The following is a 13,401-nucleotide window of genomic DNA, read 5'->3' as shown; positions in this document are numbered from 1 at the left end:
AAGCCGACCAGGTTGCCCTGATCGGCCTTTGTAAATATTTGAAAAGATTAGACGAACGCGGTTCGTCTAGAATCTTGACTAGGCTGCGGCCTTGTCCAGCTTCTTCAGACGGGCGGCCAGGCGCGAGACCTTGCGCGAGCCCGTGTTGGGGTGAACCACGCCCTTGGAGACAGCGCGCATCAGCTCGGATTGAGCTTCCACGAAAGCCGCCTTGGCGACGGCGACATCGCCCTTGGCGATCGCGTCTTCGAACTTGCGCAGGAAGGTGCGCACGCGCGAGCGGCGAGCGGTGTTGACTTCGGTGCGGCGGGCGATCTTGCGGATCGCCTTCTTGGCGCCGGGATTATTGGCCATTGGTCGGACCTTCAAACGGACAGCCGCGCGGGCGGCCGCGAAGCAGGTGGAAATGTGAGCGCGCGGATATACGGGAAGCGCTGGCTGGGGTCAACGGTCCACAGGCAGGATTCCCGAGGCCGCTTCGCCGTCATCGCTTCCGATCCGGATCACGCGCCCTTGAACAGGGGTTTACGCTTCTCGACGAAGGCTGTCATGCCTTCCTTCTGATCCTCGAACGCAAACAGCGAATGGAACAGCCGGCGCTCCAGCGCGACGCCGGTCGTCAGGGTCGTCTCATAGGCGGCTTCGACCAGTTCCTTGTTCATCGCCACGGCCAGCGGCGATTGGCCGGCGATCTTGGCGGCGATCGCCAGGGTCTCGTCGACCAGGCTGTCGGCGGGGAAGATCCGCGACACCAGACCGGAGCGCTCGGCTTCCTCCGCGCCCATCATCCGGCCGGTCAGGATCATGTCCATGGCCTTGGACTTGCCGACAAAGCGGGTCAGGCGCTGGGTGCCGCCGATGCCGGGCGCCACGCCCAGATTGATCTCGGGCTGGCCGAACTTGGCGGTGTCGGCGGCCAGGATGAAGTCGCACATCATCGCCAGCTCGCAGCCGCCGCCCAGGGCGTAGCCCGCGACGGCGGCGATGATCGGCTTGCGGCACTGTTCGATCGCCCGGGCGCCCGCCGTGAAAAAGTCGGCCTTGAACATCTGCGCATAGGTCTTGTCAGACATCTCTTTGATGTCGGCGCCGGCGGCGAAGGCCTTGGCCGAACCGGTCAGCACGATGCAGCCCACGCCATCGTCGGCCTGCGCCGCCGCCAGGGCCTGGGCAAGTTCGCCCAGCAGGGCGGTGTTGAGCGCGTTGAGCGCCTCGGGCCGGTTCAGGCGGATCAGGGTGACGCCCGGCGCGCTTTCCGGCGCCTCGACGATCAGGGTCTGGAACTGGGCCATTACATTCTCCTGCTTGAGCCGGCGCAGTTATAGAGAGGGCTGTCGCGTTGGGGAGTCCCTCTGACTTCTACAGACCAGCCGGGCCGGAGCCATCGTCGGCGCCAGGCGGCGAGGGCGCCTAGGCTTCGGCAGCGACCACGCCGAACTGGATCCAGAGCGCCTTGTCCTTGAGGTTCTTGCGAACCCAGGCGGCGTGGATCTCGCGCTCGGCGTCCGTAGAGCGCGGCGCCAGGGGACGTGACCGAGCGGCATAGACGCCCTGGATCGCGGTGGAGACCGCCATGGCCCCTGTCGAATGGGTCAGTTCAAGGGCGCGTTCCTTGCCGCCCTGCAGTTCCAGATAGACCTCGGCCAGCAGGTGGGCGTCAATCAGGGCGCCGTGCTTGTCGCGGCTCTCCAGGCTGATCTTGAACCGCTTACAGAGCGCGTCCAGCGAGTTGTACATGCCCGGGAAGCGCTTCTTGGCCATGGCCAGGGTATCGACCCAGCGCTCCTCGTGGATCGGGGCCTTGCCGCATTTCTCCAGCTCGAAATTGACGAACTGACGGTCGAAGGCGGCGTTGTGGGCCACCACGACGCTGTCGCCGACAAAATCCAGGAAGCGATCGGCGATCTCGTGGAATTTCGGCTTGCCGGTCAGGAAGGCGCTGGACAGGCCATGAACCTTCTCGGCCTCGGCGGGCATGTCGCGCAGCGGGTCGCAGTACTCGTGGAACGAGCGGCCGGTCGGCATGAAATCGACCACTTCGATGCAGCCGATTTCAACCAGGCGGTCACCGGTCTTTGGGTCAAAGCCGGTGGTTTCGGTATCGAGGATGATCTCGCGGGCCATGGCCCTTCCATGAAGCCGTTCGCGGTCGGCTTCAAGCCGAGCGGGCGGTTCTCAACAGAGTCAGAAGGTCGCGGACCTGGCGACGCGCGTTGTCTAGGCCTTGCCCGGTATCGATCACGAAATCGGCGCGGGCGCGCTTGTCGGCGTCCGGCGTCTGCCGGGCCAGGATGGCCTCGAACTTCTCCGGGGTCATCTCCGGGCGGGCCAGGACCCGCTCACGCTGCACCTCGGCGGGGGCAGACACCACCACCACCTTGTCGACCCGCTTTTCGCCGCCCGTTTCGAACAGCAGCGGGATGTCGAGCACGACAATTTCATGCCCCTCGGCCTTGGCCTGCTCGAAGAAACCAATGCGGTGGGCGCCGACCAGGGGATGGACGATCGCCTCCAGCTTGGCGAGAGCCTCGGAGTTTCCAACGACCTGGGCGCTGAGCTTGGCCCGGTCGATCGCCCCGTTCACAACGACGCCGGGAAAGGCGGCCTCAACCGGCCCCACGGCGGCTCCGCCCGTCGCGTAGAGAGCGTGGACGGCGGCGTCGGCGTCATAGACGGGCACGCCTTCGTCCTGGAACATCTTGGAGGTCGTCGACTTGCCCATGCCGATCGAACCGGTCAGCCCAAGGATCAACATTTCAGACCTCGCCCAAGAGCTTGAGCGCCAGGACCCGAACGTCGATCGTGGGGGAGGGTGCCTGGCCATAGATGGCCTCAAAGGTGGGGATCGCCTGACGCAGCAGCATCTCCAGCCCGTCCACCGTACGGCGACCGGCGGCCTCGGCCCGGCGCAGGAACTCGGTCCGCAGCGGCTTGTAGACCATGTCCATCACGACGGCGGTCTTGGGGGTCAGGGTCAGGTCGGCTGACGGCCCAGCGCCGCCGCCCAGACCCAGCGAGGTCGCGTTGATGATCAATCCCGCTTCCGGCAGCAGAGAGGTGAGGGCGTCTTCGCCCTTGGCTACGACCTTCTCCCCGAACGTGTCGGCCAGGTCCTGGGCGCGCGCGACAGTGCGGTTGACGACAGCTATGCGCGGCGCGCCGGCCAGCAGCAGGGCCGCGACCGCTCCCCGGGCCGCGCCACCGGCGCCGAGAATGACCACAGGTGCGGCCGTGACGTCGAAGCCAGGCGCCTGGATCGCGATGGCGCCCAGCAGGCCCGGACCGTCGGTATTGTCAGCATGGACGCTGCCGTCCTCATTGAACACCAACAGATTCGCCGCCCCGGCCATCCGCGCCAGATCGCTGGCGGTGTCGGCGACGGCCAGCGCCCGTTCCTTGAAGGGAATGGTGACGTTGAGCCCGCGCACCGCGCCGCCACGCAAACCGTCGACAAAGGCCTCGAACCGATCCGCCGCGGGGGCGAACGGCACATAGGCCGCGTCGAGGCCGGCCGCTGCGATCCAGGCGTTGTGGATCACCGGGCTCATCGAATGCTTGATCGGCTGACCGCAGACCCCGCCGACAATGGCCGCGCCCGTGATGGCGTTGGTCATACGGTCAGGGCTCCATGAAGACGCAGGAAATCCAGCAGCCCGACCAGAGGCAGGCCCAGGATGGTGAAATAGTCGCCCTCGATCTTGTCGAACAGCTGGACGCCCTCGCTCTCCAGCTCATAACAGCCGACCGACCAGAGCAGGGCCTCGCCGCGACGCTCTATATAGCGGTCGAGCCAGGCGTCGCTGAAGGGACGCACCGACAGCTTGGCGCTCTCGACGATCCGCCAGATCGGCCGGCCGTCCCGCGCCACGACCACCGCCGAGTGCAGTTTGTGGGTCGTTCCGCGCAGCTCAAGGAGGCGGGCGCGGGCTTCGTCCAGCGAACCGGCCTTGTCGATCAGGCGCCCCTTCAGGTCGAGGGTTTGATCAGCACCGATCACCAGGCCGGGCCGCTTGGTCGAGACCTTGACGGCTTTCATCTCGGCCAGGGCGTCGGCGATGTCGCGCGGCGTGACGTCTTCGGCCAGGAGTCCGGCCTTGGCGGCGTCTTCATCGACCCCGGGGCTGACGGCCTCGAAGGCGACACCGGCGTTCTTCAGGATCATCTGACGCGCCGAGCTCTGGGACGCGAGCGTAACAGGGGTGAGGCTCATCCCAGGACCTCGACCTTGCCCCGTCCTCCGGACAGCAGATTGATCACCGCCGCCGCCGTCTCCTCGACCGAGCGACGGGTGATGTCGATGACCGGCCAGTTCTGGCGCTCGAACAGGCGGCGCGCAGCGATGATCTCCTGACGCACCGCGTCGGCGTCGACATAGTCGCTCTCGCGGTTCTCTTTCAGAGAGAGCAGGCGATTGCGGCGGATCTGGATCAACCGATCCGGCGAGGTGATCAGGCCGACGATCAAGGTGTTCTTCAGCTCGAACAGCTCAGGGGGCGGCGGGCGGCCTGGGACCAACGGTACATTGGCGGCGCGCACGCCCCGATGCGCCAGATAGATGCAGGTCGGGGTTTTGGAGGTCCGCGACACGCCCACCAGGATGACGTCGGCCTGGGTCAGATCCTGTCCGCCCTGGCCGTCATCGTGGGCGATGGCGTAGTCCAGGGCTTCGATACGATCGAAATAGTCATTGGTCAGGGCGTGCTGGGCGCCGACGCGGGTCGATATCCGCGCGCCGAGATAGCGGGACATGGCGCTGATCACCGGATCGAGCGCGGCGATGCACGGCATCTCCAACTTGCGACAGCCTTCCTCGAGGGCTGCGCGGAGGCCGGGGTCAACGATCGTGTGCATCACCACGCCCGGCGCACCGGCGATCTCTTCCAACGCGCGATCCAACTGCCGGGTCGACCGCACCAGCGCATAGATGTGCTCGATCGGCAGAATGTCGGTGAACCGCGCGCACACCGCCCGCGCCATCGCGTTCAGCGTCTCGCCTGTGGAGTCTGAAACCAAGTGGATATGGAAGTAGGTGGCGAAGCGTGGCGGCAGCCTTTCGCTCTCGCCCTGCGCCAGACTCTCCTGTGGATCATCCGTTAACGGTTGCTTAACCACTTGCCCTGCCTCTGGGGACGCCCGGGCGCCGAACGGCCCCAAGAGCGTCGTGACACGGCGCCGCTGTGATCAACGGTCGCATTGCTCGCCTATCATCCCCAAGCCTGCGCCGCATCCCCCGAAGTCTGAATCCCGATTGTCCAAAGACGCGGAACGAGTCCGGTCAGAGGTCGCTGTCGCGTCTCAGGAGGTTAAGAATTCATTAAGGTGTTCAAGGCGCTGTCCATTCATCCCCATGATTAACAGAGCGTTAACCCCATGTGGGAAGGCCTGGGGGAAAGCCGGGACGGGCTGTGCGAGTCACTCGCCTCACAGGGGTTTTCCCCACTTTGCAGTTGCCCTTCCGCTCCCTCCTTCAATCTTAATTTCTTATTAAGATATGTTAGAAAGATCTTAAGGGACGTCCGGGCTTGAGCCGGAGCCCGCGCCGGGCTTTAACCCGGTCCATGACGTCTTCCTCTCCGATCCTAAAGCAGACACCGAAGTTTCTCTCCGCGCTGGAAGGCCAGTCGCATGCGAACCCTCCGGTGTGGTTCATGCGCCAGGCAGGCCGGTATCTGCCGGAGTATCGCGCGGTGCGTGCGACAGCGCCGGACTTCATCAGCTTCTGCTTTGATCCCGAGAAGGCCGCAGAGGTTACGCTGCAGCCCATGCGGCGGTTTCCGTTCGACGCCTCGATCGTCTTTGCAGACATCCTGCTGATCCCGGGGGCTCTGGGCCAGAAGGTCTGGTTCGAAGCCGGCGAGGGTCCCAAGCTCGGCGACATGCCGTCCGTGGAGTCCATGGCTGAGAAGGCCGGGGAAGCGGGCAAGGCCCTTTCGCTTGTCGGGGAAACGCTGACCCGGGTTCGTTCGGCGCTTGATCCGGACAAGGCCCTGATCGGCTTTGCCGGCGCGCCCTGGACCGTCGCGACCTATATGATCGAGAAGGGCTCCAGCGACCGCAGCGGCGCGCGGACCTTCGCCTATCAGAACCCAGAGACGCTGGACGCCCTGATCCAGGTTCTGGTCGATGCGACGATCGACTATCTGGCCATGCAGGTCGACGCCGGCGCTCAGGCGCTGAAACTGTTCGAGAGCTGGGCCGAGGGTCTGTCGGAGCCGTTGTTCGACCGGCTGGTCACCCAGCCGCACATTCGGATCATCGAAGGCCTGCGTGCGCGGGGCGTCACCGTGCCGATCATCGGCTTCCCGCGCGGCGCCGGGACCCTCGTCGAGGACTACGCCGCCAGAACCCCCGTGCAGGGCGTGGCGCTGGACACCTCGGCCTCGGCCAAGCTTGGCCAGACGATCCAGAAGACCAAAACCATTCAGGGCGCGCTGGATCCGCTGTTGCTCCGCGCCGGCGGCGATGCGCTGTTGAAGCGCGTCGATGAGATGCTCGAGCAGTGGAACCAGGGTCCCTATATCTTCAACCTGGGTCACGGCATCCTGCCTGACACGCCGATCGCCCATGTCGAGGCGGTGCTCGAACGCGTGACCGGTCAGAAGGTGGGCCAATGACCCAGAAGCTCGCCGTCGTTCTCTTCAATCTCGGCGGGCCAGATGGTCCGGACGCGGTTCGGCCGTTTCTGTTCAACCTGTTCCGCGATCCCGCGATCATCGGCGCCCCGGCGCTGATCCGCTATCCGCTGGCGGCGCTGATCTCGACCACGCGCGAGAAGTCGGCCAAGGCCAACTATGCGATCATGGGCGGCGGCTCGCCCTTGTTGCCGGAAACAGAAAAGCAGGCTCGCGCGCTAGAGGCCGCCTTGGCCCTGGCCATGCCGGGCGTCGAAGCCAAGTGCTTCATCGCCATGCGCTACTGGCATCCGTTGACGGACGAGACGGCGCGCCAGGTCGCGGCCTTCGCGCCAGACCAGGTGGTGCTGCTGCCGCTCTATCCGCAGTTTTCCACCACCACGACGGGCTCGTCGTTGAAGGCCTGGAAGAAGACCTACAAGGGCTCGGGTGTGCAGACGACGGTCGGCTGCTACCCCACTGAAGGCGGGCTCATCGAAGCTCACGCCCGGATGATCCGCGAGTCCTGGGAGAAAGCCGGCTCGCCGACGAACATCCGCTTGCTGTTCTCGGCCCATGGTCTGCCGGAGAAGGTGATCCTGGCCGGCGACCCCTATCAGAAGCAGGTCGAGGCCACGGCCGCCGCCGTCGCCGCGCATCTGCCGGCGCAGATCGAATGGACCGTCTGTTATCAGAGCCGGGTCGGACCGCTGAAGTGGATCGGACCGTCGACCGATGACGAGATCCGCCGCGCCGGCGGCGAAGGCAAGGGGGTGATGATCACCCCGATCGCCTTTGTCTCAGAACACGTCGAGACCCTGGTCGAGCTGGACCACGAATATGCCGAGCTGGCCGAAGAGGTCGGCGCCGCGCCCTATCTGCGTGTGTCGGCCCTGGGCACAGCGCCGGAGTTCATCGACGGCCTCGCCAAGGCGGTGCGCGACTCAGTGGGCAAGACGCCGGGGACGGTGTCTTCCGCCTGCGGCTGGCGGTGTGGCGCGGATTGGTCCAAGTGCCCGTGCCGCGAAGGAGCCTCCGCGTGATGGACTTCCTGGTGGCGCACTTCAATCTGGTGCGCGGTTTGCACATCCTGGCGGTGATCGCCTTCATGGCCGGCATGCTCTATCTGCCGCGGCTGTTCGTCTATCACACCCAGGCGACGCCGGGCTCCCAGATGGACGAGACCTTCAAGGTCATGGAGCGCCGACTTCTGCGCGGTATCATCAATCCCGCCTCGATCGCGACGGCGGTGTTTGGTCTGGGTCTGATCCTGGCCGATGCCCAGATCCGGGGCTGGGACTTCCTGCTGCAGCCCTGGATGATCGCCAAGCTCGTCGCCCTCGTGGGGCTTTACGGCTTCCATGGCTTCCTCTCGGCCTCACGCAAGAAGTTCGAGCGGGGGGAGAATGTCCGGTCGGAGAAGTTCTGGCGGATGGTCAACGAGATCCCGTTCGTCCTGGCGATCGTCATCGTGATGTCGGTGACCACGAAGTACCTCAACCACTGAGCTTGCGGCGGCGGCGCTTGACCCGCCGCCGTCCGCGTGGTTTGCATCCACAGTCGGTTCGGCGTTTGCCGGACCCTCTCTCTTCACGGACTGGCGCCCGTCCTGGCGCGCCCCGCGAGCGAACCCGCCGCAAGTCCGTTCCCCGAACGATCCGCGTCATCGTCAACAGACGCGCATGTCCGGTTTTCCGGATGTGATTATCGCCATTCTATCGGCCGGGCTCCGTCGTGGGGACCGCGCCCCTTCTTGAGTCTTGCCATGACCGAAGACACCGAAAACCAGGTTCCGGCCGCCGACGAGGCGACCATCGAGAACACCGTCGCCGATACGGCCGACATCACCACCGAAGCGGCCGTCGAGGCGGGCGTGGAAGGCGAGGGCGAGGACGAAGGGTCCGACATCGCCGCCGCCGTCGCAGCGCTGGGCCTCAAGTCCATGTCCCTGCAGGAGCTGAAGGAGAAATCCCCGGCCGATCTGCTGGCCTTCGCCGAGACCTTCGAGGTCGAGAACGCCAACTCCATGCGCAAGCAGGACATGATGTTCGCGATCCTGAAGACCCTCGCCGAGGAAGGCGTGGAGATCTCGGGCTCGGGCACCATGGAAGTCCTGCAGGACGGCTTCGGCTTCCTGCGCTCGCCGGAAGCCAACTACCTGCCGGGTCCGGACGACATCTATGTCTCGCCGTCGCAGATCCGGAAGTATGGCCTGCGCACCGGTGACAGCGTCGAAGGCGCGATCCGATCGCCGCGCGAAGGCGAGCGCTACTTCGCCCTGACCAGCGTCACCAAGATCAATTTCGAGAGCCCCGACAACGTGCGCCACAAGGTGCACTTCGACAACCTGACGCCGCTCTATCCCGAAGAGCGCCTGAACATGGAGCTGCCCGATCCGACCGTGAAGGATCGCTCGGGCCGCGTGATCGATATCGTTGCGCCGCTCGGCAAGGGCCAGCGCTGCCTGATCGTCGCCCCGCCGCGCGTGGGTAAGACGGTGATGCTGCAGAACATCGCCAAGTCGATCGAGACCAACCACCCCGAGTGCTACTTGATCGTCCTCTTGATCGACGAGCGCCCGGAAGAAGTCACCGACATGCAGCGCACGGTGAAGGGCGAGGTCATCGCCTCGACCTTCGACGAGCCGGCGACCCGCCACGTCCAGGTGGCCGAGATGGTCATCGAGAAGGCCAAGCGTCTGGTCGAGCACAAGCGCGACGTCGTCATCCTGCTGGACTCGGTCACCCGTCTGGGCCGCGCCTACAACACCACCGTCCCGTCCTCGGGCAAGGTGCTGACCGGCGGTGTCGACGCCAACGCCCTGCAACGCCCCAAGCGCTTCTTCGGCGCGGCGCGGAATGTGGAGGAGGGCGGCTCGCTGTCGATCATCGCCACCGCCCTGATCGACACCGGCAGCCGCATGGACGAAGTCATCTTCGAAGAGTTCAAGGGCACCGGTAACTCGGAAATCGTCCTGGACCGCAAGGTGGCCGACAAGCGCATCTTCCCGGCCATCGACGTGCTCAAGTCGGGCACCCGCAAGGAAGAGCTCATCACCCCGCGCGACCAGCTGCAGAAGACCTACGTCCTGCGTCGGATCCTCAACCCGATGGGCGCGTCGGACGCGATCGAGTTCCTGCTGGACAAGCTGCGCCAGTCGAAGACGAACGGCGACTTCTTCCAGTCGATGAACACCTGAGTCCAAACAGACTCATACCGAAACGAGAAAGGCGCCGGTGCTACCCGGCGCCTTTTTTGTTCGGTCGTACCCGGTCAGGCCCTACGGAAGGAGCAGGGTGGCGCCGGTGGTGCGACGGCCTTCCAGGGCCTCGTGCGCCGCGCGGGCCTCGGCGAGGGGGAAGGTCTGGCCGATGTCGATCTTGATGGCGCCCGAGGCGATCACCGCGAACAGCGCCTGGGCGCTTTCGTCCAGTTCCTCGGTCGTGACGATGTAGTCGAACAGCTTGGGCCGGGTGACGAAGGCGGACTTGGGCGCCAGCGCCAGCGGCGGGAAGGCGGGCGCCGGACCCGAGGCGTTGCCGAACGTCACCAGCATGCCGCGCCGGGCGAGGCTGGCGAGACTGGCCTCCCAGGTATCCTTGCCGACACCGTCATAGACGACCGCGACGCCCCGGCCGCCCGTGAGTTCGGCGACCCGAGCCGCGACATCCTCGTGGCTGTAGTCGATGACATGGTCGGCGCCGAGATCGCGGGCGATCGCGGCCTTCGCCGTCGATCCGACTGTGGCCACCACCGTGGCGCCAAGGGCCTTGCACCATTGGACCAGGATCTGACCGACGCCGCCGGCCGCCGCATGGACCAGAACCCAGTCGCCTTGTTTCACGTGGAAACATCGACGCACCAGAAACTCCGCGGTCATGCCCTTCAACAGAGCGGCCGCCGCGATCTCCAGGCTGACACCGTCGGGCACCAGGACCGCGCGCTCCGCCGGTACGACGGCGGCTTGGGCATAGGCGCCCATGGTTCCGTTATAGGCTACCCGGTCACCGACCTTGAACCGTGTGACCGCCTCGCCGACGGACCCGACCACGCCGGCCGCTTCCAGCCCGATCACCAGCGGTGTTTTCACGGGATACAGGCCGGACCGATGATAGGTGTCGATATAGTTCAGACCCACCGCCTGGTGGCGGACGAGGATCTGACCCGGACCCGGCGAGGGCAGGGGAAGATCGACGACCTCCAGAACCTCGGGGCCGCCGGTCCTGACCGCTTGGACCGCCAGCATCAGGCCAGGGCCTGCTGGAAGAAGGTCAGGCTGCGGCCGTTGGCCTTGGCGGCGTCGGCCGCGTCGTAGTGCGCGCCACCCTCGCGGGCGAAGGCGTGGTCGCGGCCTTCGTAGGTATGGATCTCGATCTGGGGATGATCCTTGAGCGCGCTGAGGATCAGCTGCTGCGCCTCAGGCGGCACGAACTGGTCCTTCTCGGCAATATGCATCAGCAACGGATGGTTCAGCTTCTCGGCCTCGCCGACATGCTTCTCGATCCCCACGCCGTAGTAGGAGACCGCCGCGTCGATGTCGGTGCGGGTCGCGGTGAGGAAGGCCAGCAGGCCGCCGAGGCAGTAGCCGACCGCGCCGACCTTGCCGTTGACGCCGTCCAGCTTACGGGCGGCGGCGATGGTCGCGGCGATGTCCGTGACCCCCGCGTCCACGTTAAACGCGTTGAACAGCTCGAACGCTTTCTTCCATTCGGCTTCGCTCTGGTCGGTGATGTCGATGCCGGGCTCGATCCGCCAGAAGAGATCGGGGCATATGGCGACGAAGCCCTGGGCGGCCAGGCCGTCACAGATGTCGCGCATCACCTTGTTCACGCCGAAGATCTCTTGGATCACGACAATGGCCGGGGCGCTTGCCGCCTTCGGGCGCGCCACATAGGCCGAGAAGGCGCCATCCGGGGTGTTGATCGTGAGGGTCTCGCTCATCGGGGCTCTCCGTCGCTTTCGGGTCCTTGTCTACAGGACCAATGTGACTTTCGACCGAAGCGCTCTACCCTGACCCGGCGGGCTTGCCCCATAACAAAATCGTGCCCTGACCGAAGGGAACCTCTGATGAAGATGACGATCGAGATTGACTGCACCCCGGTGGAGGCGCGCGCCTTTCTGGGCCTGCCAGATGTGAGCGCCTTGAACGACCACCTGGTCAAGGAGATGCAGAACCGCATGGACGCCAACATGGCGATGTTGGCGCCCGAGGAGCTGATGAAGAACTGGATGGCCTTTGGGGCTGGGGCCCAGGAGTCTTTCCGCAAGTTGATGACGGCCGCCGCCGGCGCTGCGGTCGGTGGCGCGGGCGTCAAGCGCGACTGATCGCATGACGGACACGATCTTCGCCCTGGCGACGGCGGCCGGACGCTCGGCCGTTGCGGTGGTGCGCGTATCCGGTCCCCGGTCGTCGGAGATCGCCGCTGCGCTTTGCGGTCGCCTGCCATCGCCCCGCTTGGCGTCGGTCCGGACGCTGAAGCACAATGGGGTGGCCTTGGACGCGGCGCTGCTCCTGCGCTTCGAAAAGCCGGCCAGTTATACCGGCGAAGACAGTGTCGAGTTTCACGTGCACGGCGGCCGCGCCGTGGTCGAGGCCTTGCTTGCGGCGCTGTCGGAACTTGGGGCTCGCCTGGCCGAGGCGGGCGAGTTCACGCGGCGGGCGTTCGAGAACGGCAAGCTTGATCTCGCCCAGGCCGAGGGCGTGGCCGACCTGATCGACGCCGAGACCGAGGCTCAGAGGCGTCAGGCCCTGGGCCAGGTGGGCGGCGCCTTGAGCCAGCGCTACGACCGCTGGCGTGATCTGCTGGTCCAGGCCTTGGCCATGCTGGAGGCGGCCGTCGACTTTCCTGATGAGGATTTGCCCGAGGAAGTGGCCGAGCGCGCCCGTCCTGGACTGCGCCAGCTCAGCGCCGAACTGAACGCGGCGCTGGCGGACGTTTCACGGGGGCGGCGGGTGCGAGACGGCTTCCGCATTGCGCTCATTGGTGCGCCAAACGCCGGGAAGAGCACCTTACTCAATGGCCTCGCCGAGCGGGACGCGGCGATCGTGACCGATGTGGCCGGGACCACACGTGACGTGATTGAGGTCCCCCTGGTGCTGGGCGGCTACAAGGTGCTGGTCGCGGATACGGCCGGGATACGCGAGACTGCGGATGTGATCGAGGCCGAGGGTGTTCGTCGCGCCAAGGCGTGGGCCGAAGCGGCGGATCTTCGTCTTTGGGTCGTCGATGGTTTTCACGTGAAACAAGCCGACGCGCGGCCTGAATCGATCCGCGTTGGCGACTGGCTGATCCTCAACAAGACGGATATCGCCGATGCCGACGCCTTGGCGCATGTGGCGGAGCGCTGGGCGAGGGAGGGGCTTACCGTTCTGCATGCTGCTGGGACGTCTTCTGAGGGCCCCGAAGCCCTCCGCGCCGCACTCGCGTCTCACGTGGCGGACGCTTTGTCGGGCGCGGAGTTCCCGGCCGCTACGCGCTTGAGACATGCCGAGCGCCTGTCAGAGGCCCGGTCCTATCTGGAACGCGCGCTGTCGGATGTCGGGCTAGAGGTCGAGTTGGCCGCTGAAGATGTGCGGCTGGCGGCAAGAGCCTTGGAGCGCATCTCCGGCCGTATCGATCCTGAGGACGTTCTTGGACGGGTCTTTTCGACCTTCTGTATCGGCAAGTGATGTTTCACGTGGAACATCCCCTATATTGTCCACAGGCCGCTCACAGCTGCGGTGGGGGTGTTTCACGTGAAACGCCGATGAGTCACATCGACCCGCTCGCCTGATTGGCGTATAGATCGA

The 13,401-nt window shown here is 65.6% G+C and carries 15 protein-coding genes; 6 read left to right on the top strand and 9 right to left on the bottom strand.

Features of this window, described 5'->3' with window-relative positions; translation table 11 throughout:
- Positions 1–78: 78 nt before the first annotated feature.
- The 7 genes from rpsT to CVUC_RS09650 all read right to left on the bottom strand — a co-directional run bounded on the left by rpsT (position 79) and on the right by CVUC_RS09650 (position 5,112).
- Positions 79–354, bottom strand: a complete 276-nt coding sequence (gene rpsT / locus CVUC_RS09680) for a 30S ribosomal protein S20 (RefSeq protein WP_004617408.1) — start codon at positions 352–354, stop codon at positions 79–81.
- A 149-nt stretch (positions 355–503) separates the two neighbouring features.
- Positions 504–1,292, bottom strand: coding sequence for an enoyl-CoA hydratase (locus CVUC_RS09675; RefSeq protein ID WP_096032092.1), 789 nt, complete (start codon positions 1,290–1,292; stop codon positions 504–506).
- 118 nt (positions 1,293–1,410) lie between these two features.
- A complete protein-coding gene (gene dnaQ / locus CVUC_RS09670) occupies positions 1,411–2,124 on the bottom strand; it encodes a DNA polymerase III subunit epsilon (RefSeq protein WP_010917896.1) in 714 nt (237 codons plus the stop codon).
- Between the two features lie 31 nt (positions 2,125–2,155).
- Positions 2,156–2,755, bottom strand: a complete 600-nt coding sequence (coaE, locus tag CVUC_RS09665) for a dephospho-CoA kinase (protein WP_096032091.1) — start codon at positions 2,753–2,755, stop codon at positions 2,156–2,158.
- Between the two features lies 1 nt (position 2,756).
- Positions 2,757–3,614: a shikimate dehydrogenase gene (gene aroE, locus CVUC_RS09660; RefSeq protein WP_096032090.1), complete on the bottom strand. Its 858-nt coding sequence runs from the start codon at positions 3,612–3,614 to the stop codon at positions 2,757–2,759.
- Complete coding sequence (locus CVUC_RS09655; protein ID WP_010917893.1) at positions 3,611–4,210, bottom strand: Maf family protein; 600 nt, start codon at positions 4,208–4,210, stop codon at positions 3,611–3,613. Before CVUC_RS09655 ends, aroE begins: the two co-directional genes overlap by 4 nt.
- On the bottom strand, positions 4,207–5,112 hold the full coding sequence (locus tag CVUC_RS09650; protein ID WP_012639851.1) for a pyruvate, water dikinase regulatory protein: 906 nt from the start codon (positions 5,110–5,112) through the stop codon (positions 4,207–4,209). Before CVUC_RS09650 ends, CVUC_RS09655 begins: the two co-directional genes overlap by 4 nt.
- Before the next feature lie 446 nt (positions 5,113–5,558).
- Between CVUC_RS09650 and hemE the strand changes: the two genes are divergently transcribed.
- The 4 genes from hemE (at position 5,559) to rho (ending at position 9,810) form a co-directional block, all read left to right on the top strand.
- Positions 5,559–6,614 (top strand): uroporphyrinogen decarboxylase, encoded by a 1,056-nt coding sequence (gene hemE / locus CVUC_RS09645; protein WP_010921590.1) that lies wholly within the window; start codon positions 5,559–5,561, stop codon positions 6,612–6,614.
- On the top strand, positions 6,611–7,654 hold the full coding sequence (gene hemH, locus CVUC_RS09640; protein ID WP_096034703.1) for a ferrochelatase: 1,044 nt from the start codon (positions 6,611–6,613) through the stop codon (positions 7,652–7,654). Before hemE ends, hemH begins: the two co-directional genes overlap by 4 nt.
- A complete protein-coding gene (locus CVUC_RS09635) occupies positions 7,603–8,118 on the top strand; it encodes a CopD family protein (protein WP_164468260.1) in 516 nt (171 codons plus the stop codon). The genes hemH and CVUC_RS09635 overlap by 52 nt, the downstream gene beginning before the upstream one ends.
- Positions 8,119–8,376: 258 nt before the next feature.
- Positions 8,377–9,810 carry a transcription termination factor Rho gene (gene rho / locus CVUC_RS09630; RefSeq protein WP_024266008.1) on the top strand — a complete coding sequence of 478 codons (1,434 nt, stop codon included), beginning with the start codon at positions 8,377–8,379 and terminating at the stop codon, positions 9,808–9,810.
- A gap of 81 nt (positions 9,811–9,891) precedes the next feature.
- Here the strand turns inward: rho and CVUC_RS09625 are convergent, their stop codons facing one another.
- Both CVUC_RS09625 and CVUC_RS09620 read right to left on the bottom strand, forming a co-directional pair.
- The gene (locus tag CVUC_RS09625; protein ID WP_096034701.1) at positions 9,892–10,857 is read right to left on the bottom strand and encodes a quinone oxidoreductase family protein; all 966 of its coding nucleotides are present in this window, start codon (positions 10,855–10,857) and stop codon (positions 9,892–9,894) included.
- Positions 10,857–11,552 carry a dienelactone hydrolase family protein gene (locus CVUC_RS09620; protein ID WP_096034700.1) on the bottom strand — a complete coding sequence of 232 codons (696 nt, stop codon included), beginning with the start codon at positions 11,550–11,552 and terminating at the stop codon, positions 10,857–10,859. The genes CVUC_RS09625 and CVUC_RS09620 overlap by 1 nt, the downstream gene beginning before the upstream one ends.
- 126 nt (positions 11,553–11,678) lie before the next feature.
- Here CVUC_RS09620 and CVUC_RS09615 point away from each other — a divergent pair, with 126 nt between their 5' ends.
- Together CVUC_RS09615 and mnmE are read left to right on the top strand one after the other, a co-directional pair.
- Positions 11,679–11,936: a DUF6489 family protein gene (locus CVUC_RS09615; protein WP_010921584.1), complete on the top strand. Its 258-nt coding sequence runs from the start codon at positions 11,679–11,681 to the stop codon at positions 11,934–11,936.
- Positions 11,911–13,281 carry a tRNA uridine-5-carboxymethylaminomethyl(34) synthesis GTPase MnmE gene (mnmE, locus tag CVUC_RS09610; RefSeq protein WP_164468259.1) on the top strand — a complete coding sequence of 457 codons (1,371 nt, stop codon included), beginning with the start codon at positions 11,911–11,913 and terminating at the stop codon, positions 13,279–13,281. The genes CVUC_RS09615 and mnmE overlap by 26 nt, the downstream gene beginning before the upstream one ends.
- Positions 13,282–13,401: the final 120 nt, after the last annotated feature.

Origin of the sequence: Caulobacter vibrioides (genome assembly GCF_002858865.1) — a bacterium.
Taxonomy (GTDB): domain Bacteria; phylum Pseudomonadota; class Alphaproteobacteria; order Caulobacterales; family Caulobacteraceae; genus Caulobacter; species Caulobacter vibrioides.
This window is presented reverse-complemented; position numbering and strand designations above follow the sequence as displayed.